The sequence below is a fragment of the Streptomyces ochraceiscleroticus genome (assembly GCF_000720485.1).
In the GTDB taxonomy this organism is placed as follows: Bacteria; Actinomycetota; Actinomycetes; order Streptomycetales; family Streptomycetaceae; genus Streptomyces; species Streptomyces ochraceiscleroticus.
The window spans coordinates 16,032-41,532 of the sequence record NZ_JOAX01000004.1 but is presented as its reverse complement, the minus strand read 5'-3'; the positions used below and the strand labels follow the sequence as shown (position 1 = coordinate 41,532).

The 25,501-nt window shown below is 69.4% G+C and carries 26 protein-coding genes and 2 pseudogenes; 13 read left to right on the top strand and 15 right to left on the bottom strand.

Translation table 11 applies throughout. The annotated features are described in order from the left end of the window. Positions 1 to 3: 3 nt before the first annotated feature. Positions 4 to 912 carry a carbohydrate ABC transporter permease gene (locus IG84_RS0106085; protein ID WP_051861434.1) on the top strand — a complete coding sequence of 303 codons (909 nt, stop codon included), beginning with the start codon at positions 4 to 6 and terminating at the stop codon, positions 910 to 912. 137 nt (positions 913 to 1,049) lie between these two features. Then, positions 1,050 to 1,238 (top strand): annotated as a pseudogene (locus IG84_RS39580) (transposase); the annotation flags it as partial. 584 nt (positions 1,239 to 1,822) lie between these two features. Here the strand turns inward: IG84_RS39580 and IG84_RS0106080 are convergent. Together IG84_RS0106080 and IG84_RS0106075 are read right to left on the bottom strand one after the other, a co-directional pair. Next, positions 1,823 to 2,776, bottom strand: a complete 954-nt coding sequence (locus IG84_RS0106080) for a recombinase family protein (protein ID WP_031052156.1) — start codon at positions 2,774 to 2,776, stop codon at positions 1,823 to 1,825. Beyond that, positions 2,773 to 3,249 (bottom strand): recombinase family protein, encoded by a 477-nt coding sequence (locus tag IG84_RS0106075; protein WP_031052154.1) that lies wholly within the window; start codon positions 3,247 to 3,249, stop codon positions 2,773 to 2,775. Before IG84_RS0106075 ends, IG84_RS0106080 begins: the two co-directional genes overlap by 4 nt. 124 nt (positions 3,250 to 3,373) lie before the next feature. Here IG84_RS0106075 and IG84_RS0106070 point away from each other — a divergent pair, with 124 nt between their 5' ends. Together IG84_RS0106070 and IG84_RS0106065 are read left to right on the top strand one after the other, a co-directional pair. Further along, positions 3,374 to 4,000, top strand: a complete 627-nt coding sequence (locus tag IG84_RS0106070; protein WP_031052151.1) for a flavin reductase family protein — start codon at positions 3,374 to 3,376, stop codon at positions 3,998 to 4,000. A gap of 307 nt (positions 4,001 to 4,307) precedes the next feature. Beyond that, complete coding sequence (locus IG84_RS0106065) at positions 4,308 to 5,240, top strand: endonuclease/exonuclease/phosphatase family protein (RefSeq protein ID WP_031052149.1); 933 nt, start codon at positions 4,308 to 4,310, stop codon at positions 5,238 to 5,240. Between the two features lie 37 nt (positions 5,241 to 5,277). On the opposite strand, the gene IG84_RS0106060 is transcribed toward IG84_RS0106065, so the two are convergent. The 7 genes from IG84_RS0106060 to IG84_RS0106035 all read right to left on the bottom strand — a co-directional run bounded on the left by IG84_RS0106060 (position 5,278) and on the right by IG84_RS0106035 (position 11,459). Further along, on the bottom strand, positions 5,278 to 5,517 hold the full coding sequence (locus tag IG84_RS0106060) for a DUF2277 domain-containing protein (RefSeq protein WP_031052144.1): 240 nt from the start codon (positions 5,515 to 5,517) through the stop codon (positions 5,278 to 5,280). 141 nt (positions 5,518 to 5,658) lie between these two features. Then, positions 5,659 to 5,844, bottom strand: coding sequence for a hypothetical protein (locus tag IG84_RS40450; protein ID WP_107053814.1), 186 nt, complete (start codon positions 5,842 to 5,844; stop codon positions 5,659 to 5,661). Between the two features lie 96 nt (positions 5,845 to 5,940). Next, the gene (locus tag IG84_RS0106055; protein WP_031052143.1) at positions 5,941 to 6,525 is read right to left on the bottom strand and encodes a sugar O-acetyltransferase; all 585 of its coding nucleotides are present in this window, start codon (positions 6,523 to 6,525) and stop codon (positions 5,941 to 5,943) included. 250 nt (positions 6,526 to 6,775) lie between these two features. Continuing rightward, positions 6,776 to 8,005 carry an MFS transporter gene (locus tag IG84_RS0106050; RefSeq protein ID WP_063761744.1) on the bottom strand — a complete coding sequence of 410 codons (1,230 nt, stop codon included), beginning with the start codon at positions 8,003 to 8,005 and terminating at the stop codon, positions 6,776 to 6,778. A gap of 105 nt (positions 8,006 to 8,110) precedes the next feature. Continuing rightward, positions 8,111 to 8,983 carry an undecaprenyl-diphosphate phosphatase gene (locus IG84_RS0106045; RefSeq protein WP_031052140.1) on the bottom strand — a complete coding sequence of 291 codons (873 nt, stop codon included), beginning with the start codon at positions 8,981 to 8,983 and terminating at the stop codon, positions 8,111 to 8,113. Between the two features lie 527 nt (positions 8,984 to 9,510). Further along, positions 9,511 to 10,056, bottom strand: coding sequence for a flavoprotein (locus tag IG84_RS0106040; protein WP_031052137.1), 546 nt, complete (start codon positions 10,054 to 10,056; stop codon positions 9,511 to 9,513). A gap of 125 nt (positions 10,057 to 10,181) precedes the next feature. Next, positions 10,182 to 11,459, bottom strand: coding sequence for a helix-turn-helix domain-containing protein (locus tag IG84_RS0106035; RefSeq protein ID WP_031052134.1), 1,278 nt, complete (start codon positions 11,457 to 11,459; stop codon positions 10,182 to 10,184). A 173-nt stretch (positions 11,460 to 11,632) separates the two neighbouring features. Here IG84_RS0106035 and IG84_RS0106030 point away from each other — a divergent pair, with 173 nt between their 5' ends. Then, positions 11,633 to 12,103 carry an ATP-binding protein gene (locus tag IG84_RS0106030; RefSeq protein WP_031052132.1) on the top strand — a complete coding sequence of 157 codons (471 nt, stop codon included), beginning with the start codon at positions 11,633 to 11,635 and terminating at the stop codon, positions 12,101 to 12,103. A 388-nt stretch (positions 12,104 to 12,491) separates the two neighbouring features. Here IG84_RS0106030 and IG84_RS0106025 read toward each other — a convergent pair whose 3' ends face one another. Beyond that, positions 12,492 to 13,202 (bottom strand): TVP38/TMEM64 family protein, encoded by a 711-nt coding sequence (locus IG84_RS0106025; protein WP_031052129.1) that lies wholly within the window; start codon positions 13,200 to 13,202, stop codon positions 12,492 to 12,494. Between the two features lie 168 nt (positions 13,203 to 13,370). Between IG84_RS0106025 and IG84_RS42550 the strand changes: the two genes are divergently transcribed. The 4 genes from IG84_RS42550 to IG84_RS0106005 all read left to right on the top strand — a co-directional run bounded on the left by IG84_RS42550 (position 13,371) and on the right by IG84_RS0106005 (position 17,060). Next, positions 13,371 to 13,505, top strand: a complete 135-nt coding sequence (locus tag IG84_RS42550) for a hypothetical protein (RefSeq protein ID WP_281179317.1) — start codon at positions 13,371 to 13,373, stop codon at positions 13,503 to 13,505. Between the two features lie 209 nt (positions 13,506 to 13,714). After that, positions 13,715 to 14,914 (top strand): elongation factor Tu, encoded by a 1,200-nt coding sequence (gene tuf, locus IG84_RS0106015; RefSeq protein ID WP_031052127.1) that lies wholly within the window; start codon positions 13,715 to 13,717, stop codon positions 14,912 to 14,914. Between the two features lie 257 nt (positions 14,915 to 15,171). After that, a complete protein-coding gene (locus IG84_RS0106010; RefSeq protein ID WP_031052126.1) occupies positions 15,172 to 16,071 on the top strand; it encodes a patatin-like phospholipase family protein in 900 nt (299 codons plus the stop codon). Between the two features lie 155 nt (positions 16,072 to 16,226). Then, a complete protein-coding gene (locus tag IG84_RS0106005) occupies positions 16,227 to 17,060 on the top strand; it encodes a spermidine synthase (protein ID WP_031052124.1) in 834 nt (277 codons plus the stop codon). Here the strand turns inward: IG84_RS0106005 and IG84_RS0106000 are convergent. Beyond that, a complete protein-coding gene (locus IG84_RS0106000; protein ID WP_051861433.1) occupies positions 17,047 to 18,396 on the bottom strand; it encodes an MFS transporter in 1,350 nt (449 codons plus the stop codon). The two genes, IG84_RS0106005 and IG84_RS0106000, sit on opposite strands and share 14 nt — an antisense overlap. Positions 18,397 to 18,447: 51 nt before the next feature. Beyond that, positions 18,448 to 19,491, bottom strand: coding sequence for a DUF8017 domain-containing protein (locus tag IG84_RS0105995; protein WP_031052120.1), 1,044 nt, complete (start codon positions 19,489 to 19,491; stop codon positions 18,448 to 18,450). Between the two features lie 264 nt (positions 19,492 to 19,755). Here IG84_RS0105995 and IG84_RS0105990 point away from each other — a divergent pair, with 264 nt between their 5' ends. The 4 genes and pseudogenes from IG84_RS0105990 to IG84_RS0105980 all read left to right on the top strand — a co-directional run bounded on the left by IG84_RS0105990 (position 19,756) and on the right by IG84_RS0105980 (position 23,103). Then, positions 19,756 to 20,208 carry a DUF4442 domain-containing protein gene (locus tag IG84_RS0105990; protein ID WP_031052118.1) on the top strand — a complete coding sequence of 151 codons (453 nt, stop codon included), beginning with the start codon at positions 19,756 to 19,758 and terminating at the stop codon, positions 20,206 to 20,208. A 170-nt stretch (positions 20,209 to 20,378) separates the two neighbouring features. Beyond that, positions 20,379 to 20,735 (top strand): annotated as a pseudogene (locus tag IG84_RS42760) (universal stress protein); the annotation flags it as partial. 151 nt (positions 20,736 to 20,886) lie between these two features. Beyond that, complete coding sequence (locus IG84_RS42755) at positions 20,887 to 21,219, top strand: universal stress protein (RefSeq protein ID WP_342668407.1); 333 nt, start codon at positions 20,887 to 20,889, stop codon at positions 21,217 to 21,219. Positions 21,220 to 21,369: 150 nt separating this feature from the next. Next, the gene (locus tag IG84_RS0105980; RefSeq protein ID WP_157848842.1) at positions 21,370 to 23,103 is read left to right on the top strand and encodes a sensor histidine kinase; all 1,734 of its coding nucleotides are present in this window, start codon (positions 21,370 to 21,372) and stop codon (positions 23,101 to 23,103) included. Here the strand turns inward: IG84_RS0105980 and IG84_RS0105975 are convergent. The 3 genes from IG84_RS0105975 to IG84_RS0105965 form a co-directional block, all read right to left on the bottom strand. Beyond that, positions 23,095 to 23,919 carry a response regulator gene (locus IG84_RS0105975; RefSeq protein ID WP_078648628.1) on the bottom strand — a complete coding sequence of 275 codons (825 nt, stop codon included), beginning with the start codon at positions 23,917 to 23,919 and terminating at the stop codon, positions 23,095 to 23,097. The two genes, IG84_RS0105980 and IG84_RS0105975, sit on opposite strands and share 9 nt — an antisense overlap. A gap of 88 nt (positions 23,920 to 24,007) precedes the next feature. Beyond that, a complete protein-coding gene (locus IG84_RS0105970; protein WP_342668406.1) occupies positions 24,008 to 24,268 on the bottom strand; it encodes an SHOCT domain-containing protein in 261 nt (86 codons plus the stop codon). 166 nt (positions 24,269 to 24,434) lie between these two features. Further along, positions 24,435 to 25,418 carry an amidohydrolase family protein gene (locus IG84_RS0105965; protein ID WP_245659232.1) on the bottom strand — a complete coding sequence of 328 codons (984 nt, stop codon included), beginning with the start codon at positions 25,416 to 25,418 and terminating at the stop codon, positions 24,435 to 24,437. Positions 25,419 to 25,501 lie beyond the last annotated feature (83 nt).

Here is a 25,501-nt window from a genome sequence, read left to right as displayed (position 1 = left end):
ACGATGGCAGCCACCCTCACCGCCACCCCGGACCGCGCTCAGGACGGCGCCCCCGCTCTGCGACGGCGCTCCCGCCCCCATGCCCGTACCCGGGCCGCCCGGATGCTGGCCGCCACCGGTGTCCTGGCCGTTCTGGCCGTGCTCTGGTTCTCCCCGCTGCTGATCCTGTTGTCCACGGCGGTGCGCACCGCCGCCGACTTCGCCGGGAACGGAACGCTCTCGCTGCCGCACGACCTGACCCTGCGGAACTTCCCGGCCGCCTGGGAGACCGGACGGTTCTCCACCACCTATGTCAACACCATGCTCATCACGGTGGTGAAGACCCCGATCGGGGTCTTCATCTCGGCCCTCCTCGCCTATGCCCTGGCCAAGCTGGAGCTGCGGTACCGCCGTGGGGTCATGATCCTGGTCTTCGCCGGGCAGACGGTGCCGATCTACATCGCGATCGTCCCGCTGTTCATGATGGAGCGGAGCCTGGGCCTGACCGACTCCTTGTGGGGACTACTGCCGCCCTACCTGGCCTTCGGCCTCCCCTTCACCACCCTGGTGCTGCAGCAGTACTTCCGCTGGCTGCCCGACGAGCTCTTCGAGGCCGCGCGCATGGACGGGGCCGGGGATCTGCGGATCTTCCTGCAGTTCGTCATCCCGCTGTCGCTGCCGGTCCTGGTCACCGTCACCGTGCTGGACATGGTCGCCACGCGGAACGAGATGCTGATGGCCCTGATCATCCTCAGCTCGCCCGGGCACAACACGCTGGCGCTGGGGATGCTGAACTTCAGCGGCACCTTTTCCACGGACTACACCGGCCTCAGCGCCGGCATCCTCATCGCGGTGGTCCCCATCCTCGTGATCTACGCGTTCCTCCAGCGCTGGATCGTGGGCGGACTCACGACGGGAGCGGTCAAGGGCTGACGTCGGAGAGCGTCCAGCTTGTTGCTGGACGCTCATTCAGCCGGCGAGGACTGTCTCCGGCCGGGTACCGGGGGCGACCGGTGGATCGGTCAGGGGCGGTCAGGCGTCGGCGGGGCGGGGGCGAGTGAATGCGGGGGCTGGCCCGCAAAGGAACCGAGTCCTCGCGGCGGCTGGGCCGGCGCCGTTGGGTCGTCGAGCGCACGGTGTCCTGGCTGCTGGGCTGCCGACGTCTCCACCGCCGCTACGAACGCAAGCCCCAGCACTTCCTCGCCTTCACCGCCATCGCTTCAGCCCTCGTCTGCCATCGACGACTCCAAACGAAATGACGTCTAAGTGAATTTGGTGCGGCCGTTGCTGGAGAATAGTGTTCATCTTCATGTTGCCTGCAGTAGGTGCGTGAAGACCAGAGCGGCACTACGGGTTAATTCTCTTTGGCGAGGTGAAGCGAGAAGTGCCCCACCAGGATTCTCATCGATGTGAGTCGGTTCGTGCGATGAATGGCGTGCCGGCTCCTTCACCGCGAGGCCCAAGCCAGGATTGGATCGATCGGTTTCTGGCTGAGTGCCCAGACCTGATCGATACTGAGGCGGTGCGAGTTCGAAAACTGCTGGAGCATATGGGTAATTAGGTGAGGGGTCCACCGGCTGTCCGGCGGGCCCCTCACCTAGTAGGTGATCTCTTCGAGAGTCTTCCATGATGGAGCGAGGCGTTCCTTCACGGTCTCGCTCCGATTGAAACCCCGGCGTGGGGGAGCCGGAAGGACCACGATGCGGCGGAGATAACGCTTGAGTATTGCGCGTCGTTGATGCAGCGTCCCTCCTTCCCAGTTCTGAATCAGTTGGTCGATTGAGATGTTGGGCGGCGGGTTTCCTTCCAGTTCTTCTATCTGCGTGCGAGCCGTGGATACCTTTCAGTTCAGTCCGGAGAGCATCGCGAAGTAGTCCTCTTCGGATAGGCCCGTCTCGTGAAGGGTTCCGCTGGACCAGCGTTGAATGAGATCACTCTTCCGAGCCAGGTCTTGGTCCACGCGTGCCTGCAGTGCCGTAATGGCATCTGCGGCGCTCTCCTGGTTGTCTGCCGCCGTGCGGAGCTGCTTGCGCAGGAAGGCGCTGATTGCTTCTTCGATCGCCGCGTCTGTAGTGCTGGCAGCGATGGCTGTGCCGCCACAGCCTCCTTGGACGGTAGGTGGGCAGATGTAGTCGCGGACGACCTTTCCTGTCTTGCGTTGTTTGTAGGCGTGGCCTACCAGCCCGCGGTCGCATTTCGAGCACCGGAGGATGCCGGAGAGGAAGTACTTGCGAACAGGAGCGGGACGGGCCTTGCCGAGGTGGATGCCAGCTTCTTGGCGGCGCCGCTGCAGCTCGAACTGGACCTGGGACCAGAGCTTTGGGGTGATGATGGGTTCCCAGGAGCCGAGGTAGGGACGCCCATCGTCGTCGAAGAGCACGAGTGACCAGCCGTCATCGACTCGCGTGCCTCCGACGCGGTGCCTGCCTCCATAGGCGACCATCCCCGCGTACCGCGGATTGCGCAGCATCTTGTTGATCATGTTGGACGACCAGGTGCGTGCCTCGGGAGGTTTGATTCCCTCGACGTTGAACCGCTTGGCGATCGCGTAGGCGGACTCGCCGGACATGAAGTCCTGGTAGATGCGGACGACGAGGTCGGCTTCGTCGGGTACGAGCTGGCCCTTGTGCTCGCCCTTGCGGACCCAGCCGTAGGCGATCCGGCCTTGGGCGATGCCGTTCTGGGCGGCGGAGAGGTGTTGGCGTGCGACGCGGCGGGCTGTGTCCTCGGAGGACTTCAGTGCCATCACGCACATCATCCGGGCCATGTGGCGGTCGCTGTCGTTGATCAGGTTCATGCGGCCGCCGGTAGCGCCGGTGACCGGCCGCTTGACGTACTCGACGATGTCGATGAGTCTTCGAGGTCGCGGGGCTGGCGTACGAGGCGGTCGAGGTCGTAGAAGATGACCCCGTCGATGACGCCGGCTGCCAGATCGGCGAGGAGTTGCCGGAACTCCGGCCGCAGGACGATCCAGTCGATCGTCCCGTCGGGGCGAATGACCTTGCGCTTCTTGAAGGCGGAGGTGTCGTTCTCCCTGTAGACCTTGGCGAACAGCCCCCAGTGCAGGCGCTTGCGCGAGTCCTCGGCGTCTTCGAGCTGGCGGTCGACGCCGGCTTCCAGGCCGAAACGGTCGGAGGAGATGCGCAGGTACGCGCCGGGGCGCTTGGGGACGTAGCGGGCGAGGTGGTCGTAGAGGTTGAGGGTTACCTGTCCGCCTCGGGCGTGGGCGGGGACCTCGAAGTCCTCCCAGAGGGGTTGGACGGCTGGCACGGTGTCGGCTCCTGGTGGTGCTGGACGAGTCCGATACCAGGCACTGTCTGCCGAGAGTGGGGGTTGGGTGATGCCGTCGATCTGCGGTTAGCCTGCCGGGTTGCCTCTGTGGATACTGGCGATCATGCGTATCGAGATCGATCCACAGAAGGTGTCCCGCAACGACTTCTACCGGCTCCTGACCGCGACGGTGGTGCCGCGGCCAATCGCCTGGGTCTCTACAGTCGGTCGATATGGTGGTTCGGCGAACCTAGCCCCGCATTCGTTCTTTACCATCTCCTCCGTCTCGCCGCCGATTGTGCAGTTCACTTCCGTGGGGCGGAAGGATTCGCTGCTCAATGTGGAAGCCAGCGGGGAGTTCGTTGTGAACCTCGCGCCTGAGGGGCTCTTCGAGCAGATCAATGAGACGGCGACGGATTTCCCGCACGGGGTGAGTGAGTTCGAGGAGGTGGGGATCGCGACGGAGCCGAGTCGGTGCGTGAAGCCGCCTCGGGTGGCTGCTTCCCCGGTGGCGCTGGAGTGCCGGCTGCACAGCACGTTGCGCTTCGGGGACTCCACGGTCGTCTTCGGCCAGGTCGTGCATGCCGTGGTCGCCGAGGACGTCATGGTCGACGGGCATCCGGACATTCGTAAGCTGCGTCCGCTGTCCCGGCTGGGCAGGGACGAGTGGGGGACGGTGGGGGAGGTACGGGAGATCTCCCGCATTCGATACGCGGACTGGGAGGGGCCGTCGGGCGGCAGCGGTGACTGAGGGTCGCGTCACAGCTCATTGCGTCAGCAGCTCATCGCGTCAGTGACTGATGGGCTCCGGGGGCCGGGGCTCTCGGTGAGTGCTGGGCCCGGTCGGACGGTCATGGCGAATTCCGAGGGGCGCCGGGAGGTGGCCACTTTCATATAACCGGGAGGGCTGAGACTCTTCGGTGTTCTGGAGGGGAAGGGCGGGAGAGGAGAAGGGCGGAAGCTCGGACCGGTCGGTTGGAGGAGATGTGACCGCAACTGCGACCGCAACTGCATCGGCACGTGCAAGTGTGGCTGTCGCCGCGGCCGGCAGTGACTGGGTGGGGCGGCGGCTTGCCTTGCGGGTGGCGGGGGTGGCTGTCGCGGCGGCGGTGCCGGTTGTGGGGGTTGGCGGGACCGGCGGGGTTGCTGAGGCGGCGGACGGGGAACGGCGGACGGCTTCGGAGGGGCGGACGGCGCCGGAAGGGGGTGCCGGGCGGCGGCTGCGGGCGATGACGTTCAATCTGCGGTACGCCTCGGAGCAGCAGCCGAACTCCTGGGTACAGCGTCGCCCGGTCATGCGTGAGCTGCTGCGGCGGGAGGCGCCGCACCTGCTGGGGACGCAGGAGGGGCTGTACGGGCAGTTGCAGGAGATCGCGGAGGACCTGGGAGCGCGGTACTCCTGGCTGGGGACCGGGCGCGCGGGCGGCAGCCGGGACGAGTTCGCGGCGATCTTTTATGACACGCGGCGACTGCGGCCTGTTGAGTACGACCACTTCTGGCTGTCCGATACGCCGTACGTGATCGGCTCGGCGACCTGGGGAAACAGCGTCATCCGCATGGTGACATGGGTGCGCTTCCGTGACCTGCTGACCGGTGCGGAGTTCTACGCCCTCAATACGCATCTCGATCACGCCCACCAGGGCTCGCGCGAGCGCTCCGCCGGCCTCATCACCGACCGGCTGCGCAGCCTGGAGGCGGGACTGCCCCGGATCGTGACAGGTGACTTCAACGTCGCCGCGCACGCGAATCCGGTGTACGAGACGATGCTGCGTGCCGGATCGCTCGTGGACTCCTGGGACGCGGCGGAGGAGCGCAGCGCGCAGTACGCCACGTTCCACGGCTACCGGCCGCTCGTCCCGAACGGCGACCGCGTGGACTGGCTGCTCACTTCCCCGTCCGTGCGGACGCTGAGTGCCGAGATCAACATTTTCGCCAAGGACGGACAGTATCCGAGTGATCACTTACCGGTGCAGGCGGATCTGGAGTGGTGAGCGGTGACCTGGAGTGGCGAGTGAGGGGGAGTAGTGCTCAGGGCGTCGGGTGTGAGGGCGGGGGCGGGCTGCTGCCGCGTACGTGGAGGTTCGCGAGGAGGTCATGGGTCGCGGCGGTGACGGCGTCCACGGCCTGGTCGAACACCTCGCGGTTGTGCGCGGCAGGCGCGCGGAATCCGGAGACCTTGCGTACGTACTGCAAGGCCGCCGCGCGGATGTCCTCCTCTGTCACGTCAGGAGTGGTCGGTGGACGGAGCGTCTTGATACTGCGGCACATGAGGCCAGTCTCCCTCGTCGCCGGGTCGGGCGCGCGACGTGCGGTTTCGTCGTCCTGCGTCCGTCAGTCTTCCTGTGACCGTCCTCCTGCGTCCGTCGTACCGTGCGTCGCCGGCTCGCCCCGTCGCCGGCTCGCCCCGTCTCAGGCCGCCGTGACGATCTCGTCCCGCATCGCCGAGGTCCATGCCGCGAGAAGGCATGCGTACTCCTCGCGGTCCTCGGCCGTCCAGGCGCAACCACGCCGCGCCCGGACGAACCGCCGTATGGAGTCGTTCACTTCGGCGGCAGAGCGGCGGACTTGGCCCGGAAGGAGATGAGTTGCGGACATGGAACACATATTAGGGGGAGGCACTGACAACCGACCGCGAGTTATGTCCGGGACGGGCTGCCGGACCGCCGGACTGCCGGGCCGCGGGGCTGGCCGTCAGTTCGTCGGCTCGTCCAGTTTGCGCAGCACACGGGCGGGGTTGCCGACGGCGAGAACGCCCGGCGGCAGGTCCTTGGTGACCACCGCGCCGGCGCCCACCACGGTGTTCTCACCGATGGTCACGCCCGGACAGACGATCACCCCGCCCCCGAGCCAGACGTTGTCGCCGATCGTCACCGGCAGGGCCTTCTCCCAGCCGGCCCGGCGTCGCTCGGTGTCGAGCTCGTGGGTCGGGGTCAGCAACTGCACGTTGGGGCCGATCTGGACATGGGCACCGATGGTGATGGGCGCGGCATCGAGGAAGACCGCCCCGAAGTTCACGAACGTGCCGGAGCCGATGCTGATGAGATATCCGAAGTCGCAGTGGAAGGGCGGGCGGATCCGTACGTCCGTACCCACCGAACCGAGCAGCTCTGCGAGGACCGCGTCGCGACGGGCCGGGTCGTACGTGCCGGGCGTGTGTCCGGCGGCCGCGTTGAAGGCCGCGCAGAGTTCGATGCGGCGTTCGGTGTCCGCGAGGAGCTCCGGGTCATCGGCGATGTACCAGTCACCGGCCAGCATGCGGTCCTTGTGCTCGCCCACGGGGCTCCTTGGGTAGTCACTCGACAAGCATTTGACAGGTACGTTTCCGGAGCGGGGACGGGTGCGTCAAGGAGTGGCCGGCCGTGGCGAGTTCACTCCTGCGGGCGAATTGCCGACGGCCGGGACCTTGGAATTGCTGGGCGAACGCGGTGACCGGGGCGGCCGGAAACGGTTCGCCGGCCGGCGGCGCGCCCGCGATTGTCAGTGGCCCCCGCTAGCGTGAGCAACGTTCCTATCCGAGCTGCTGGCGCTACTCGGACCGGCCCCACCCCCCGACAGCGCGGGGAGTGGGGCCACCGGGAACGATCGATCGCGGGGTCACGCGGGCCCGCGCTCGCATGACGATGTAGGCCGCGGCAGCGCAGAGTTGGAGGGCAGCGATGATCAGCAGGAGGACCGGAGCCGGCAGCGCGGTCGCCGCGCCGGTCAGCGCCGCGCCGCAGGCCGCCGCGGAGATCTTCAGCCCGGCCCCCAGGGTGAAGACCTGGGTGCGGACGGACGGCGGCGCATGGTCGGCGCGAATACGTAGCGTGGCGCTGAGCAGAGGCCCGTCGAACAGCCCCGCTGCCGCGAACAGCAGAGCACTCGCGGTGAAGGAAGGGAGCGCAGCGGCGGCGATCAGCGTCAGTCCGGTGCCAGCGAGGCTGTAGGTGACGAGACGCTGTGGCGGGAAGGCCGGCTTGCGGCGGGCGAGGAGCAGCGAGCCCGCGAGCGCGCCGACCGCGAAGACGGTCATCAGCACGCCGCCGGCCTCCGGCTGACCGTGACGTTCGGCGAGGAGTACCGCCGTCGTGGTCAGGCCGCCCACGCCGACGAAGGCGAGCGACGTGGCGACGGTGATGGCGCGCAGCTCGGGGACGCGCCACATCGCTGCCCCTCCGTTCGCGACGCTCTTCAGCGGAGGGAGGGAGTCGGTGGTGTGTGGCTCCGGTGTGCGGTGCAGGGGGAGGACGGTGGTCAGGGTGGCGGAGCCGGCCGCGATGACGGCGAGGGCGAGTGTGGAGGTGGCGGGGGAGGAGATACCCGCCAGCAGGCTGACGACGGCGGGTCCGGTCACCGAGGCCGCGTTGTACACCGCGGCGTCCAGTGCATACGCACGTGCACGGCCGGTGTCGTCCGGAGCCAGTACGGCTACGAGGCTCGACAGGCCACCGGAGACGACCGGACCGCAGCTTCCGCCCAGCAGGGCGATCGCCAGCGTCAGGCCGGTGGGTGCCCGGCCGACCGTCAGCGCGAGTCCGCCGATCGCCAGGGCGAAGCCGGTCAGTGCGCTGCAGTAGAAGAGACGCGGCCGCCGCATCCTTGCCGCAACGGCCCCGGTCAGCGGTGCGGCGACGGCGTGCGGTGCCATCCACATGGTGAGGAGTAACGCCCCGTGGGCCGCGCTCCCGGTGCGCTGCATCGCGAGGAGTACCAGCGCGACGGCCATGCCCTCCTCGGCCAGCCGGGCGCCGAACGCTGTCATCAGGTAACGCTTCATGGACCTGATCCTGTCCGTCTGCCGGCCGCCCCGGGACGATTACGCCCCGCCTCGGGCGGAGCCGGGCGGGGCGTAGGGGGACGGGCGGCGCAGGCGGGGGCGGGGTCAGCCGGCCGACTCTCCTGCGTGGGGGCTCAGGACGCCCGCGCCGATCAGGGCGAAGAGGGCGATGCCCAGGAGGACGCGGTAGATGACGAACGGCATGAAGCTCTTGGTGGTGATGAACTTCATGAACCATGCGATGACCGCGTAACCGACGACGAAGGCGATGATCGTGGCGAAGATGGTGGGGGGCCAGGACACGTGGCCCTTGCCGGCGTCCTTCAGTTCGTAGACGCCGGAGGCCAGTACGGCGGGGATGGCCAGCAGGAAGGAGTACCGTGCGGCGGCCTCCCGGGTGTACCCCATGAGCAGACCGCCGCTGATCGTGGCGCCCGAGCGCGAGACGCCCGGGACCAGGGCCATCGCCTGGCAGACGCCGAAGAGCAGACCGTCCTTGACGCCGAGGTCGGTGAGCGTCTTGCGCTGCTTGGCGGCACGGTGGCGGCCGCCGGTCTCGTCGCGTGCCGCCAGGCGGTCGGCGATGCCGAGGACGACGCCCAGCACGATGAGCGTGGTCGCGATCAGGCGGAGGTCCCGGAACGGGCCCTCGATCGCGTCCTTGAGGGTGATGCCGAGGACGCCGATCGGGATGGAGCCGATGATGACCAGCCAGCCCATCTGGGCGTCGTGGTCCTGCCGCATCGCCTTGTTCCCCAGCGAGCGGGCCCAGGCGGAGATGATCCGGACGATGTCCTTGCGGAAGTAGATCAGTACGGCCGTCTCGGTACCGATCTGGGTGATCGCGGTGAACGCGGCGCCGGGGTCGTGCCAGCCGGCGAAGGCCGCGGTCAGGCGCAGATGCGCGCTGGAAGAGATCGGAAGGAATTCGGTCAGGCCCTGGACAAGCCCAAGGATGAATGATTCAAACCAAGACATGGGTAGTACGCCATCCGGAAGGTGATATTGCCGTTACCAACAAATGTGCAGGTCGGCAGGGAGTTCGGGGTGGCGGCCGTCATGCGTGCGGCCGCTGTGCGTGCCGGTTCGGAGAGTGGATCGGGTCAGCGTCGTGTCGTCGTCCTCGGGCGGGGCTGATGACGCATCAAGCGACCCTGAGAGGTAACGCGCAGGGCGTGAGGCGTACGACACGGACGCTGGGCGCGTACGCGTGCAGACGCACGTGCGGATCACTGATGGCACAGCTGGTGAATGGGTGACTCGTGGGCGGGCTGCGACGCGATCTTGCGCCGGTCGTAGGGCAGCGTAGCGTCCCGAAGTGACCGGCAGGCGTTCGGCCCTGTTCTGGCCCGGTTTTGCCCCTGCCCGGACTGGTGAGGGGCGGACCCCGGCCCAGCCCCAGGGCCCAATATTCGTGACGGGCGTATCCCGGACCGGTGCATGCACGGTCCGGGATATCTTCCGCCCATCTCTGGCCGTAGCTGTAGCTGCGCCTGGCCGAGTGCCTAGGCTCGCTTCAGCGCCGGGGCCAGCAGGTCGAGTGCCTGTTCCCAGCGGAAGCGGATGCGGCCGCCGCCCGTCCGGGGCGGGTGCGGGGCGTAGTCGCCGAGCAGGACGCCCATGCGGCGCAGCCGGGCCAGGCTCTGTGCGTACGCGGGGTGCGCGGCCTGCGCGGCGTTCAGGTAGGGCAGCGCGGCAACGGGGATGCCGAAGCCGTGCGCCTCGCACAGGATGCCGAGCGCGAGGGTGTCGGCGATGCCCTGGGCCCACTTGTTGATCGTGTTGAACGTTGCCGGGGCGACCGCGATCGCGTCAGCGGGCGGCAGCGGGCGCGGCTCTCCCGGCGCGCGCCAGGCCGACTGCACGGGATAGCCGGTCTGGGCCTCGATCGCGGTGGCGTCGATGCACTCCAGGCCGCGCGGCGTGGCGATGACGCCGACGTGCCAGGTGCGTTGCTGCGCGGAGGCGATCAGCTTGTCGACGTCGTCGGCGATGCCTGCCGCGCAGAGCACGACGTACAGGAACGGCCTCTGCCGCCGACTGCCCGTCATGTCCAGGTCCACGTCCATGCCCCTGTCGGGCACGTCCGGATCCCGGTTCCCGTCGGGCACGTCCCGATCGGCGTCCCCGTCAGGCACATCCGGATCCGCGATCCCATCGGGAACGGCCGGACCGTTCACGCCGGGGCTCCCAGGCGGCGGCTGAAGAGGTGCAGTTCCGGGAGGGCGCGGTGGCGGTCGCGGGCGGCCATGTCGGCGACCATCTCGCGTACCGCGGGCCGGCGGATGTCCTGGGACGCGCAGCGCTCCGCGATGCGCAGTGCCTGGAAGGCGTCGGCGAGCTTGCCCTGCTGGCTGTACGCACGGGCCACGTCCACCCACAGGCCGGCGCGGCGCTCCGGTACGGGGATGTGCCGGCGCATGAGGGGACGCGCGGCCTCCAGCGCCTGCCCCGCGTCACCGAGCGAGACGGACGCGCTGACGGTATGCAGCTCCACGTTGGTGGGGCTGAAGTTGGCCCAGGCGTCCGGCCGGTCGTGGGAGACGTACCGCGCGACCTCCCGTGCCTCGTCGAGCATTTCGCGCGTCGCGGCCCGGTCCCCGCTGCTGCTGGCTGCGGTGACACCGCGCAGCAGCATCAGCCCGAACGCGGCCAGATAGCGCGGCGAACGGCGGTCGTAGGAGCCCGAGAGCTGGTCGGCGGTGTGCCGGACGATCGCCACGGCCTGCGCGGCGTGCTTCTCGCGCACCAGGACGTGCGCGTGGACGCGGACGCTGGACGCGAGGACCACCGGGTCCTCCGAGCGCTCCGCCTCCGCCATCGCGCGGCCGACCGCGAGCCAGGCGTTCCCGTGGTCGCTCTGCTTGAGAAGCAGGCCGGCCGCGGTCTGGTACGCGGTGGCAAGCAGGCCGGAAAGCTGCGAAAGCTCGGCCGAATTGCTGCCGGTGGCGGCCCGGAGATCGGCGATCACACCGGGGAGCGCGCCCTCCAGTTCCTTGTAGCTGCAGTGGTAGAACAGCCGGCGAACGGCTGCCACCCGCTCGCGCAGCTCGGCAAATTTCAGTGCCGGCCGGGCGGCTGCCTTGCCCGGTCCGGGAAGAAGCGAACGGACCAGGTCGTCATGGGCGACGGGTGCTGGTACGTCCGATGTCGCGAGCGCGGTGATGCTCGCGGCGAGGAAGGTGCGGCGGTACATGTCCTCTGCCTCAGGGTCGGCGGTGCTTACATCCGGGGAGGCAGCAAGGCCGAGACTGTCCAACGGAATACCGAGTACCTGCGCGACTTCACGCAACAGGCGGGTGTCTTCGGTACCCCGGCCGCCTTCGAGGCGGCTCACCTTCGACTGGTGATAGCCAAGGGCTTTGGCGACATCCGCTTGCGAGCGCTTCTTCAGCACTCGCGCCCGGCGGATCACTTCGCCCAGCCTCTTCGCTTCACTTTGTGCGTCGACCATGTGTGCCACGGCCCCTTTGCCGTCGCCGATCCTGACTGTTGAACCGAGCGTAATGAAACCATAATCGAGAGTGATGCAGTCCCTGCATGAGTCATGCAGCCGCCGCGTTCGATCTGGCCATCGCGGCCGTATCGCTGCTTGCCTGAGTTGCCCACTCAGTCAGGAGGCCACTCATGCAAGCGCACGGGCTCACCTTCTCCGTGCCTGGTACGCCCGCCGCCGCAGCAGCAGCGCGGCGCCGGGTAGTGAGCGACTTACGGGGCTGGAGCGTGCAATTCGACGCCCAGTCACTCGATAACGTCGAACTGGTAACCAGCGAATTGATCACCAACGCGGTCCAGCACGCGGGCGGCGGTGCCGTCGCTGTCAGCGTGCGACTGAACGGCGCGGCCCTGCTGATCGAGGTTTCCGACTCCAGTACCGAGCTTCCGAGCGCGTGCCTCGCGGACATGGACGACGAGGGCGGGCGAGGGTTGTTCCTCGTCGCGGCGTTATCCGTCGACCACGGCGCCGAGCGCACGCCGACGGGCAAGCGGTGCTGGGCGGAGATCGCGGTCAGTTGGGCGTCACGTACGACCGCTCCGGCGGGAGGCGGCACAGCGGCGCACCTCGCCGGCGCACGCGTTCCACTGCGCTGTGTCTGAGGACGCGTCGGCGACGCCGCGCGGACGATAAAAGGAATGGCTCGTACCGGGTGGGCAGTTGACCGGAATTGATTGAGGTCGAGTTCTACTGCTCAGTACCGATCGGGGAATGTCCGTCGTCGGCGGTGAAGTCGATGGTGAAGGGAATGCGCGACTGGTGCTGCCTGGCCCCCGCAGTACGCGGTCGCTCTTCTTGTCTTGTTGCCCGATATCCCTCAGTCCCATTACCGAACTCCATCCGGGGGTGGGTCGGGAGCGGCGGGGACGGTAAAGGAAATCCTCGTATGCGTGTGCAGATGCACATGCAGCGGCAAACGCATATGCGATTGCGCGCAGGAATGCGCCGCGCTCAGCAATCCGGCGTGTTCAGGAATCCCACGCGTTCAGGTCAGGAATCCGAACTGCCGCGCAACGCACCGCGTTTCCACCATGCGACGGCGACCGCCGCGAGGCCCGTGACGGCGATGAAACCCATCGAGATCAGAAATGCCGGCGAGGTGGGCGTGGACGCGCGGGCGCCGGCCACGACGTACGCGGCGGTGTTCGGGATGCTGCCGAGCGCGGTCGCGAGGAGGAACGCCGGCCACCGCATACGGGACACCGCGGCACAGTAGTTGGTGGCCGCGAAGGGCAGACCGGGGAAGAGCCGGATGGCCAGCATCGAGCGGAAGCCGTGCCGGCTCAACTGCCGGTCGGCCGCGGAAAGCCAGCGGGTACGGAGCAGCGGCCGCAGGGCGTCCTGGCCCAGCAGCCGGCCGAGCCCGAAGGCGAGCGCGGAGCCGAGCACTGTTCCCAACAGCGCGGCCGGCGTCCCGATCTGGGCTCCGAAGAGGGCGCCCGCCGCGGCGTTCAGCACGGGACGCGGGACGAACGCGGTGGTACACAGTCCGTACGCGACCGTGAAGAGCACGACGGCGCCGCCGCCCGAGAGGTGCGGCGGCCACCCATGGGCGAGCAGGCGCTGCGGTTCCCATACGAACATGGCGGTCGCGGCGCACGCGAGCAGCGCGACCAGCAGCGCCAGCCGCGACCAGGGTGACAGGAGGAGCCGCGTACAGCGCACGGCGAGGGCGTCGGGCGGGGTAGCGGAATCGAGCATCAGGGGAGCGTAACCGACTCGGCGTCGGAGTGGCGTAATAGCGGTGCAATAGCGGTGTAACAACGGTCTACGGGGAGGGAGCCGGCCGGCTGCCCGCCGCCGCCCATCGCTCGCCGCGTGCCCGATAAATCGGTCGACGCGGCGCCGTCCGCCCGCGATTCTTTTCTCATGACCCGGTTCGCCTTCCTCGCGCTCACGTCCGCCGTCGCGGACGCGCCGAAGGCTGCCGTCACCGCCCCGGCCAGGACAGCTGTCACCGCCCAGGCCAGGACCGCCGCCGCATTCGACGGCGTCCGAAGCTGACCCTCCCCGGATCGTCCGGCGGGCCCCGCAGGGGGAGGGTCGGGCCGGTCGAGGGGCCCGTACGGCGCTGAGCCGCCGTCATCATCACAGCGCTGCGGCAGAACGAGTGGTTACCGCCTCGGTACCGCCCGTACCCCAGCGTTTCTGCACCGCGCCCCGCGGCCGACGCACGCCGTCCGCCGCGGCCCGCGCGAAGGAGACGGACACCCATGTCCCAGAGCCCCAAGACGGCCTACGTCCGGACCAAGCCGCACCTCAACATCGGCACGATCGGGCACGTCGACCACGGCAAGACGACCCTGACCGCCGCCCTCACCAAGGTCCTCAGCGACCGCGGCAGCGGCACGTACGTCCCGTTCGACCGCATCGACCGGGCCCCGGAGGAGAGCGCCCGCGGCATCACCATCAACATTTCGCACGTCGAGTACGAGACGAGCACGCGGCACTACGCGCACGTCGACGTGCCGGGCCACGCCGACTTCATCAAGAACATGGTCACCGGAGCGGCGCAGCTCGACGGCGCGATCCTGGTGGTCTCCGCGCTCGACGGCGTCATGCCGCAGACCTCCGAGCACGTGCTGCTCGCCAGGCAGGTCGGCGTACGGCACCTCGTCGTCGCCCTCAACAAGGCCGACGCCGGGGACCCGGAGCTCACCGACCTGGTGGAGCTGGAGGTGCGCGAGCTGCTGCACGCGCACGGGTACGACGGCGAACACGTACCGGTCGTCCGCGTCTCCGGGCTGCGTGCCCTGGAGGGCGACCCGCGCTGGACGGCGGCCATCGAGGCGCTGCTGGACGCCGTCGACACGTACGTCCCGATGCCTGAGCGCTACGTGGACGCGCCGTTCCTCCTCCCGGTGGAGAACGTCCTGACGATCACGGGGCGGGGAACGGTCGTCACCGGGGCGGTCGAGCGTGGCAGCGTACGCATGGGCGACCGCGTGCAGATCGTCGGCGAGACGGGCGACGGGGTCACGGCCGTGGTCACCGGCCTGGAGACCTTCGGCAAGCCGATGGAGCACGCGGAGGCGGGCGACAACGTGGCGCTGCTGCTGCGCGGCGTGGCCCGGTACGCGGTCCGCCGCGGCCAGATCATCGCCGCGCCGGGCAGCGTCACGCCGCGCCGCGCGTTCACCGCCGATGTGTACGTGCTGTCCGCCGAGGAGGGCGGCCGGCGCACCCCGCTGTCGACCGGGTACCGGCCGCAGTTCTACATCCGCACGGCCGATGTGGTCGGCGAGCTGGACCTCGGCGAGCGCGGCACCGCCCGCCCCGGCGAGACCGTCCGCGTCACGGTACGGCTGGGCCGCGGCACGCCCCTGGAGCCGGGCCTCGGCTTCGCCATCCGCGAGGGCGGGCGCACGGTGGGCGCCGGCACGGTCCGCGACGTGGTCACGGACGCGGGCTGAGGGACCGGGGCCGAGGGCCGTTCGGATGGTTCCGAAAGCCCGGACCGTGCGGCCACACGTGCACCTGCACACCCGCGTTCACGTGAAGTTTCTTGTGCGAGGGCGCGGGTGTCCGGGCGTGCGGGCCGGGTCCGGATGGGGCCTGTCGGCGGCGCGTTCTCGATGGAAGACTGCACGTCCGGCGTTCCCCTTGGAGCAAGGGGAACGCCGGACCATCGAGGAATGTCGGACCATCGACGAATGGGAGAGCGGCACGCATGGCGGGTACGGCGTTGGTGCTGGGCGGTGGCGGGCTGACGGGCATCGGCTGGGAAATCGGGATGCTCGCCGGACTGGCCGAGGCGGGGGTGAATCTCTGCACGGCCGACGTCGTCATCGGCACATCGGCCGGTTCCCTGGTCGGCGCGCAACTCACCTCGGGGCAGCTTACGTTGGAGGACCTGTACGAGCGGCAGTTGGCCGGGCCTTCGGGCGGCCCGTCGGTCGGTGCATCCGCAGGCGGCGTCGGTATCGCGCAGGGGGGCGGCGCGCCGGCGCGGATGGGCGCCGTGTCGATGGCCCGGTTCGCGGCCATAGCGCTGCGGTCGCGGGACGCGGTGAGCTTCGGCGCACGGATGGGGCGGCTGGCGCTGGCCGCCCGTACCGGCCCGGAGAACACCCAGCGCGCCGTGATCGCCGGCCGGCTGCTCTCGCAGGAGTGGCCTGCCCGGCGGCTGATGATCACGGCGGTGGACGCGCTCACGGGGGAGCGCAGCGCGTTCGACGGCGGGAGCGGGGTGAAGCTCGCCGACGCGGTCGCCGCGAGCTGTGCGGTGCCCGGCGTCTGGCCGCCGGTGACGATCGGCGACCGCCGGTGGATCGACGGCGGCGTCCACTCGTGCGCGAACGCGGACCTTGCCGCCGGGTACGGGCGCGTCGTCGTGATCGCGCCGATGGCGTCCGGCGGCGGCCCCGTCGCGACGCCGCGCTCGCAGGCCGCGCGGCTCGCGGCGGAAGGAGCGGAGGTACTGGTCATCACGCCCGACCGCGCCGCGCGGGCGGCCTTCGGGCGCAACGTCCTGGACCCGTCCAAGCGCGCCGCCGCGGCCCGCGCCGGGCGCATCCAGGCGACCGCGCACGCTGCGGAGGCGGCCCGGGTGTGGACGGACGGCGGGTGAGGGACCGCGTCGGCGGGCGGCGAACGGTACGGAACACCGCCCGCGCATCGCACAATAGGACGGTGGCAGACCGATCCGACGTTCCGATCTCTCTCGCGCCCGAGGCTCCCGAGCCGGCAGCTCACGAGCCTGCGACTCCCGCGCCCGAAGCTCTCGTGCCCGTCACGCAGGAAGTGGACTGCGGCACCGCCAAGTTGCTGCCCGACGTGGACCGGCCGCGCGCCGTGCTGCTCACCGTCGACGGGGCTCCGCAGTCGTACGTCGACCTCGACGAGCCCACCTACCTGGAGTTCGAGTACGCCCGCCGGATCGCGCACGTCCTGGACGCGGCGGCCGAGCCCGGCCGCCCGCTCGACGCGCTGCATCTAGGGGGCGGCGCGCTGGCCCTGCCGCGCTACCTCGCCGCGACCCGGCCCGGCTCCCGGCAACAGGTGATCGAGGCCGACCGCGGGCTGCTCGGCCTCGTACGCCGATATCTCCCGCTGCCCGCGGACAGCGGGATATCCGTACACGCCGCCGACGCCCGTACCGCACTGGAAGCGGCGCCGGCGGCCTCCGCGGACGTCGTGGTGGCGGACGTCTTCGGCGGATCGCGGGTGCCGGCGCACCTGGCCTCGGCGGAGTACGCGCGGGCCGCCGGCCGCGTGCTGCGCCCGGGCGGCTGTTACGTGGCGAACCTCGCCGACAGCGCCCCCTTCGCCTTCCTGCGCGGCCAGCTCGCCAACTTCGCCGCGGTCTTCGCGCGGCTGTGCCTGATCGCGGAGCCGTCGATGCTGCGTGGGCGCCGCTTCGGCAACGCCATCCTGGTCGCGTCCCAGGAAGAGCTGCCGCTGGCCGACATCGCGCGGCGCGTGACGGCCGATGCGTTCCCCGCCCGGGTCGAGCACGGCGACCGGCTGCGCGAGCTCATCGGCGACGCGCAGCCGGTACGGGACGCGGAGGCGGTTCCGTCGCCGGAGCCGCCCACGGGCGCGTTCAGCGTGGGGTGATCTCGTCGGGTGAGGCGGGTGAGGCGGGTGAGGCGGGGGCCGGGAGGCCGGTCACCGGAGCCTGGCCGGGTGCCTCGGCCGAAGCCTGGTCAGCGGTCCCCGCCGGGGAGGACGTCGCCACCGGCTCCGTCCGCCGCCGCAGCCACCGCACATCCCGTACGCACAGCACCGCCGCCGTCAGCAGCGCGACCAGCGCCGAGCAGCCCCACAGCGCGGCGGTACGGCCCACCAGATCCTGCACCGGACCCGCCAGGGCGGTCGCCAGCGGCACCATGGCGAGGGAGCCGAGCCAGTCGTACGACGAGACCCGGGAGAACTTCTCCTCCGGTATCTCCTGGTGCAGCGCCATCATCCACGTCACCGCGAACACCTCGACCGCGATCCCCGCGCCGAACATCACGGCCGTCAGCGCGCCGGCCGGCACCGGCACGGCCAGCGCGGCGGACGGCAGGGCGAGCGGGAAGACGCACAGCGCGCCCACGCGCAGCAGGTAGCGCGGCTTGTACCGGGTCATCAGCAGCGCGCCGCAGACCGTACCGGCACCGAAGGCCGCCAGCGCCAGTCCCCACGGGCCCGGACCGCCGAGATGATCCTGCGCGACCAGCGGTCCGTACACCGCCTCGGCGGCCGCCACGACCGCGTTGACGACGGCGAACTGCAGGACGATCGACCAGAGCCAGGGCCGGGAGACCACCTCCCGCCAGCCGTCCCGGAGGTCGGCGATCAGGCCGTGCCCCGGCTCGCGCGGCGGCACGCCCCGTACGTCGAGGAACGCCCGCAGCAGCCCGGCGAGCGCGAAGGCGGCGGCGTCGACGGCCAGCACCCAGCCGGGCCCGACCGCCGCGATCAGTGCGCCGCCCAGTGCCGCGCCGCCGATGTTCGCGCCGTTCATGCCCATCCGGAAGAACGCGAAGGCGCGTCCCGAATGCTCGCCGGAGACGCTGGCGAGGACCATGCCCTCGGCGGCGGGCGCGAAGAACGCCTGGCCGGTGCCGCCCAGCGCGGACAGCAGCGCCATCTGCCACAGGTGGGGATCGCCGGTGAGTACCAGCAGCGCGAAGGCGCCCTGGGAAACGCAGTTCAGGGCGTTGGCGGCGACCATGACGCGGTGCCGCGGCAGCCGGTCGGCGATCGCTCCTCCGACGAGGAGGAAGATCACCAGGGGGATCGTACGGGCGGCGGCGACCAGACCGACGTCGGTCGCCGAACCGCCGGCTGCCAGCACGGCGAACGCCGCCGCGATCAGGGCCCCGGAACTTCCGAGACCCGTGACCACGGCGGCGGCCGTCAGCAGGGTGTAATTGCGCCCCGCCCAGGCAGGGCGCTCCATCTTCATCACAACAGCATCGCGTTCTTGCCCGGAGGCGTCATTCGATTATTCGAGGGGTTATTCGAGCGGCCGCAGGGAGCTCATGATCTTCTTGACCGTGGCCTCGTCGATCTCGCCCTTGACGTCCTTGGCGGCGTAGAGGATCCAGGTCGCGTACTCACCGGTGGTGTCGGTGTACGTGACCGCATACGCCTTGCCGTCCGAGTCGCACTTGTTGTCCTTCTTCACGCCGGTCACGGTCGCCGTTGACAGCTTTCCGGTGATGCCGTGATCGCTCTTGAAGGACTTTGCCTTGGTGCCCTTGAACGTACCGGTCTTCTTCTGATCGTAACCGGCCCAGACCCAGTTCAGAGCCTCGTTCTGGGCGGCCTCGCCCTGGCTCTTCGCGCCCTGCGCGCCCTTGACGCCGGTGCCGGCCAGCGACGCGGTGGACTCATTGCCGTCCTTGTCCTTGATGGTGCACCAGTCCTCCTTGAGGTAGGCCGGCGCGGTCATCGAGATCAGGGTCTTGGGGAAACCGGACTTGTCCTTCTCGTCCTGGAATCCGGTGTAGGTGTCCGCCGAGGTGGTCGTCCAGTCCTTGGTGGGGACGTCGAATGCCACGTGGCGCTTGGAGTTGACCACCGTCTGCCAGCCCTTGATCACCGGCCGATCGGGAGCGTTCGGGTCGCCGCCGGGGCCCGCGCCCCCGCTTGCCGACTCCGTGGGCTCGGCCGTCGCGGACTGCGAGTGGGTGGGCTTCGGGTCGTCCTTGGCGACGGTCTTCTTGTCGTCCTTGCCGTCCTGGAGGACGAAGACGCCGGTGACGACGGCGGCCGCCACGACCGCGACCGCCGCGACGATGGCGATCGTCATGGTGGTCTTCTTCTCGTTGCCGCCGCCGCTTCCCTTGGGGGAGTGCGGTCCACCCGGCCCCTGGGGCCCGCCCGGCGCCGGCCACTGCGGCGGCGGAGGCTGCATGGGCTGCTGGCCCTGGTACGGATTGGGCTGCTGAAAACCCGGCTGCTGATACGGATTCTGTTGCTGGTAACCCGGCTGCTGATACGGGTTCTGATCCTGCGGGTTCTGCTCGCCCCCGGGCGGCTGCTGTCCTGGCCACATGGGCGCTAACGATAAAGGTCCGAGGTGGGAGGTGTCACAGCTGCCCCAGGGAGCGTGACAGAACCCTGACGTTGACTCATGACGTTCGGGGGTACTTCGGGGGAGTTTGGCATGTACTTGGCGGGGTGCAGGTGGGTGCTTCGTGGGCGTCGGCCACCGCAGGCTCGTGGCGGCGGGTCTTTCCCGTCAAGGGGCTTCTTCCGAGGTGAGGGTGTGACGTGAGCAGGGTGGCCATTCGAACTACTCGTCGGTAACATCTCGCTCATGACAGTTGAGAGTGCCTCGATGGGTGAAATGCTGGCCGCCGCGGTCCCGATGGTGCGGACCCTGAATCTGGAGTTCCTCGAGGTCACCTCGGAACGTGCGGTGCTCCGGCTGCCGGACCAGCCGGACTTCCACAATCACATCGGCGGCCCCCACGCGGGCGCCATGTTCACCCTGGCCGAGTCCGCCAGCGGTGCCATCGTTCTCAAGGCTTTCGGTGACCAGCTCTCTCGTGCGGTGCCGCTCGCGGTGCGGGCGGAGATCGGCTACAAGAAGGTCGCCAAGGGTCCGGTGACGGCCACGGCGACCCTGGGCCGTCCCGTGGACGAGGTCGTCGCCGAGCTCGATGCGGGCGGGCGGCCGGAGTTTCCGGTCAGTATCGCCATCCAGCGCGAGGACGAGGCCGTCACGGGTGAGATGACGGTTGTGTGGACGTTGCGGCTGAACGGTTGAGGAAGCAGGGGCGAGGGCAGGGGAGGGGCCCGGCCGGGGTGACGGCCCGGGGCCGGAAGGCCCTGAGCCGGAGCCGGACCGGCCCCTGTCCGGAGACGGACGGAACGCGTGATGCTGCTCGCAGGCGCGGGGTGGATTGACGAAGCCGCCGTGATGAGAAGGGCAGGGTCGTGGAACATCCGCTCGTGGTGGGAGTTGACGGTTCGGAGACCAGCCTGGATGCGGTGGACTGGGCAGCCGATGCGGCCGCGCGGTACGGCATTCCGCTGCGCATCGTGTACGGCTCGCGCTGGGAGAGGTACGAGGGGTACCTCCCCGATCGGCCGACCGAGCGGGCCTCCGAACGCGTCACGGAAGAGACGATTGTCGGCGTCGCAGCCGAACGGGCCTCTCGGCGTGTGCCGGGCCTGGAGATCACCACATATCCTGCTCCGGATGACCCGGAGGAGGCCCTGCTGGCCGAGGGGCAACGAGCGAAAGCGGTGGTGATCGGACACCGTGGCCGGGGACGGCTGACGTCGTTGCTGCTCGGTTCGGTGGGGCTGGGCGTGGCGGCTCGTGCTCACTGCCCTGTGATCGTGGTGCGCGGCCGTACGGAGACCTCCCTTGGTGGTCAGCGCAAAGTGGTCCTGGGGGTCGGTGAGTGCCCGGCGGTCACGGCGGCGGTGACGTTCGCCCTTGAAGAAGGCGCGCTCCGCGACTGCACCGTCGAAGCCGTCCATGCGTGGCGCTGCGCCGGCACCGAAGTACCTGAACAGTTCGGTGCGCCCGGCGAATACCGCGCCGAACACGAACTGCGCGCGGGCGTTGCTCGAGGAGGTGCTGAACAAGCCGGTCACCGCATTCCCGCAGGTGACCGTGGAGCGCCGGGCCGTCGAGGGAACTCCGGGCACCCTGCTGGTGGCGGCGTCACATACCGCCGACCTGCTGGTGGTCGGTGCGCACCGGCGGCACGGCCATGCAGGGCTGCAGCTCGGCCTGGTCACTCACACGGTGCTGCACCACGCGTAGTGTCCGGTCGCGGTCGTCCCGAAAATCTGATCGTCCGCGGGCTGCTGCACGTAGCGCGGAGCCGGCGTGCACGGAGACGGGACGAACCGCTGCCTCCGGGCTAGTCTGCCGAGAGCGGATCGAACGCGGGGGAGCGGGGAGGCTCGCCCTATGCCGGATTCGACGGACAAACAGGAGTCGGTCGACAGGCAACACCCTGAGACGCTGTCGCCGCTGCGCTTGGGCGGGCTTCTGGAGGAGTTGCACTCTCGGCTCGCTGCCGCTCGCACCCCACACGACCGTATACCCGGCCTCCTGGACGCGGTTCTGAACATCGGCGGCGACCTGGATCTTGAGCAGGTACTGCAACACATCGTCGAGGCCGCAGTGGTGCTTGCCGACGCCGAGTACGGCGCTCTCGGGGTGATCGGAGAGGGTCAGTGGCTGTCTCGCTTCCTGCCTGTCGGCATCGGGAACGAACTGGCCCATGACATAGGCCCGTTACCCTCCGGGCACGGCATACTCGGCGAGCTGATCCGCCATCCGAAGCCCTTGCGGCTGACGGATCTCGCCGCTCACCCCAGCAGCTACGGTTTTCCCGAGCATCACCCGCCGATGCGGACGTTCCTCGGAGTGCCGATACGAGTCCGTGACGAGGTCTTCGGCAACCTCTACCTCACCGAGAAGCGCGGTGGCGCGCGGTTCGACGCCGAGGACGAGGCCATGCTCTCCATGCTGGCGGTCGCCGCGGGTGTGGCCATAGACAACGCGCGGCTGTACCACGAGAGCCGGCGGCGGGAGCAGTGGCTCGAAGCGCTGGGCGAGATCACCAGGGTGCTGCTGTCCGGAGCCGAGACCGGCGAGGTGCTCGCCCTGATCGCCCGGTGCAGCGGGGAACTGGCGGACGCGGACTCGGTGGCGGTCTTTCTTCCGGACGCCGTCACTGGTGAGCTGACCGCAACGGTGGCGCAAGGGGTGGGAGCCGAGCAGCTCGCCGGATCGGTGGTTCCGCGCGAGGGATCGCTCGCAGGCCGGGCCGCCTGCACTGGTGAACCGGCGGTCACCGGCGACCTCGCCACCGATCCACGGGCGTACGCGTCGCGATCCCACCTCTCGGCCACTGGCCCCGCCGTCGCCGTTCCGCTGCGGAGCGACGCGCACACCCGCGGTTCCCTCAGGCTGAGTCGCACGGCGGGCCGGCAGCCGTTCTTGGACAGCGACGTACGACTGATCTCCGGGTTCGCCGAGCAAGCCGCCCTCGCCCTGGAACTGGACCGTGGCCGACGGGAGTCGGAGCAGGTGGCTGCCCTGCGGGAGCGCGACCGGATCGCCCAGGACCTCCACGACCTGGCAATTCAACGGCTGTTCGCGACAGGGATGACGCTGCAGAGTGCCGGCCGGCTGATCGAGCGGCCGGAGGCCGCACTGCGCGTGGGACGGGCGGTCGACGACCTCGACGAGACGATCAAAATCATCCGTTCCACCATCTTCGGTCTGCGCACCGCCGCGGATCCTCGGGAAGGTGCCGGCCTGCGGCGCCGGATCCTCGATGTCGTCGGAGCGGCGGGGGAGGCACTGGGATTCTCTCCCTCGCTTCGTATGGAGGGGCCGGTCGACACCGATGTGCCGTCGGCGACGGCCGAGCACCTTCTCGCGGTACTCACCGAGGCGCTGAGCAACGCGGCCCGGCACGCCCACGCCCGTCGAGTGGACGTGGCCCTGACCGTGGCGGACGAGGCCGTCCTCAGTGTCACGGACGACGGGGTGGGCCTCGGGGCCGGCACACCGGGAGGGGGCCTCACCAACCTCCGGTCCCGGGCCGATCTCCTCGGCGGCAGCCTGCGTCTGGAAGCGCCGGCCCAAGGGGGAATCCGTCTGATCTGGCGTGTTCCCCTGTCACGGTAGCTCCCGGCGGTCGGGGACGGGGTGATGCCGGTGGGATCGCGGACCGGTACCGCCCTGCCCGTGTGTCCCGTGTGTCCCGCGCTCAGCGGTCCTGTGACCCTCCCCTGGCCCTGACTCTTCCCGCTCCCGTACGCGCTCGGCGATGACCGCGGCCTGTATGCGCCTGCCCACCTTGAGCTTGGTGAGGATGGCGGAGATCCGGTTTTTCACGGTCTTTTCAGCGAGGTAAAGGCGCTCGGCGATCTGACGGTTGGTGAGGCCCTCGCCGATCAGGTCCAGGATCTCCCGCTCACGCGGGGAGAGACGGGAGAGTTCGGGTGAGCCGCTGGTACCGGTGTGGTCGGCGGGGCTGCGGACGTGGGCCAGCACGCGGGCCGTCGCACCGGGGTCCAGCATCGACTTGCCTGCCGCGACGGTACGTATGGCCGTCACCAGATCGGACCCCCGGATCTGCTTGAGGACGTATCCCGCGGCTCCGGCCATGATCGCGTCGAAGAGCGCCTCGTCGTCGTCGAACGACGTCAGCATCAGGCAGGCGAGATCAGGGAGTGCGACGCGCAGATCGCGGCAGACGCTGATGCCTTCCTGATCCGCGCCGTCCGCCGTGGAGCCCAACCGGACGTCGAGCACCGCGACGTCCGGCCGCAGGGCGGGGGCGCGGGCGAGTGCCTGACGGGCGTCGGCCGCTTCGCCGACGACGGTCATGTCCGGCTCGGAGCTGAGGAGATCCTGTAATCCGCGGCGGACGAGTTCGTGGTCATCCAGCAGGAAGACCCGGATGGGAGCGGCGTCAGGGGACGCCGGCGTGGTGTTCATGTTGTCGGGATCCGTCCTTGTTCTTGGCAAGAGATGGGGCGCACCGGGCACGGGGTCCGCCTCCGCCCGGATGCCCGCACGCGTCGGCTCAGCCGCCCCGCAGGGCCGTGAGGCGGCGCCGGTACTCCTCTTCGTCGATCTCGCCCCGCGCATAACGCCCCGCCAGGACCTGCTCCGGTGTCTGATGGACCGGCGTTGTGCCCGCATCACGGTGGCCGCGGACCAGGTAACGGACAAGAAGCGCCACGCCCCCGAGCAGCAGACCCCAGAAGAGAAGCTGGGCCACTGCCATCGCGACAAATCCCCAGCCGGTCATGCCGGTGCCGTAGCCGTACATCACGTCACTCACCTCCCGGAGAGTCGACTCAAGCGTGCGCTGACGGAGGTGAGACAGCCATGGGCCTGTCAGCCCTGACCGGAGCCGGCCGGCCCTGCCATGCCGGCCGGTCGGGCGCCGGTCAGGCAGCGCCGGCGAGGCACTCCGGATGTTCACGACCTTGATCAACGCCCCCTGCCTAGAAGTCAATTCCGTACAAAGATGCCGCGTTGGCCGAGGAGAACTGCTCGCGTTCCGCGTCTGACGAGAAGTGATTCAGGAAGGAATCGATTTCTTCTCTGGTTGGCCGTTGGAACGGGTAGTCGGTCGAGAAGATCAACCGGTCCACAGAGGTGACGGACAGGGCGTGCTGCAGGAGCGCCGGATTGAGCATGCCGGAGGTGGTGATATAGAAGTTCGACCGGACGTAGTCTGATACGGATCGCTCCAGACCGGCGATACGAGAAAGGCTGTCAGCTCGGTCGAGCCAGAAGAGCAGCATCTCGCCCCAGTGGCCGAGTACGACTTGAAGGTCGGGATGGCGGTCGAACGTTCCTCGCAGCACCAGCCGGAGCGCCGCAATCGCGGTGTCCAGGTGCCACCCCCACCCGAAAGTGGCGAGGGCGAGGTCCGTCATGGTGTCGAATCCACGGTATGAGGCATCTCGGGCCGCGGTCGAGGGCAGCTGCGGATGGATGAACACGGGCTGGCCGAGTTCTGATGCGGCGGAGAAGAAGTCGTCATAGGCGGGGTCGTCGAGGAACCGGTTCCCCGAACGACCGTGGACCATGGTGCCTACATGCCCCATGCCCGCAGCTCTTTCCAGCTCGCCCGTGACGTCCTTCGGTGACGACATGGGGAGAGTGGACAGCGATCGGAAGCGGTCCGGGTGTCGGGCGATGGCCGCTGCAGCCATGTCGTTGGCGGCGCGGCTGAGAGCCAGTGCCTTGCCGGGCGGCAGCGGCTGGACTCCCGGCGGGGTCAGAGCGAGGACAGAGACGTCGATTCCCTGAGCGTCCATGGCCGCGATGCGGCCGGCCCCAAGGTCCTCCAGACGTTCCTGGTTGTCGCCCAACTCGTTGTAGGCAAGGCTTTCGTCAGGCTGCGGCACAGCTCGGAGGGCGGACGTCACGTCCGGCGTGATCCAGTGTTCTTCGACAGCGATGAGAGGCATCGTCGTCATCCTTTGCGGTCTCCTGCGCCGCGGCCATGTCATACGCGGGTGAGGGGTGTTTGCGAGTGATGAGACCGCTTACGGCGCCTGCT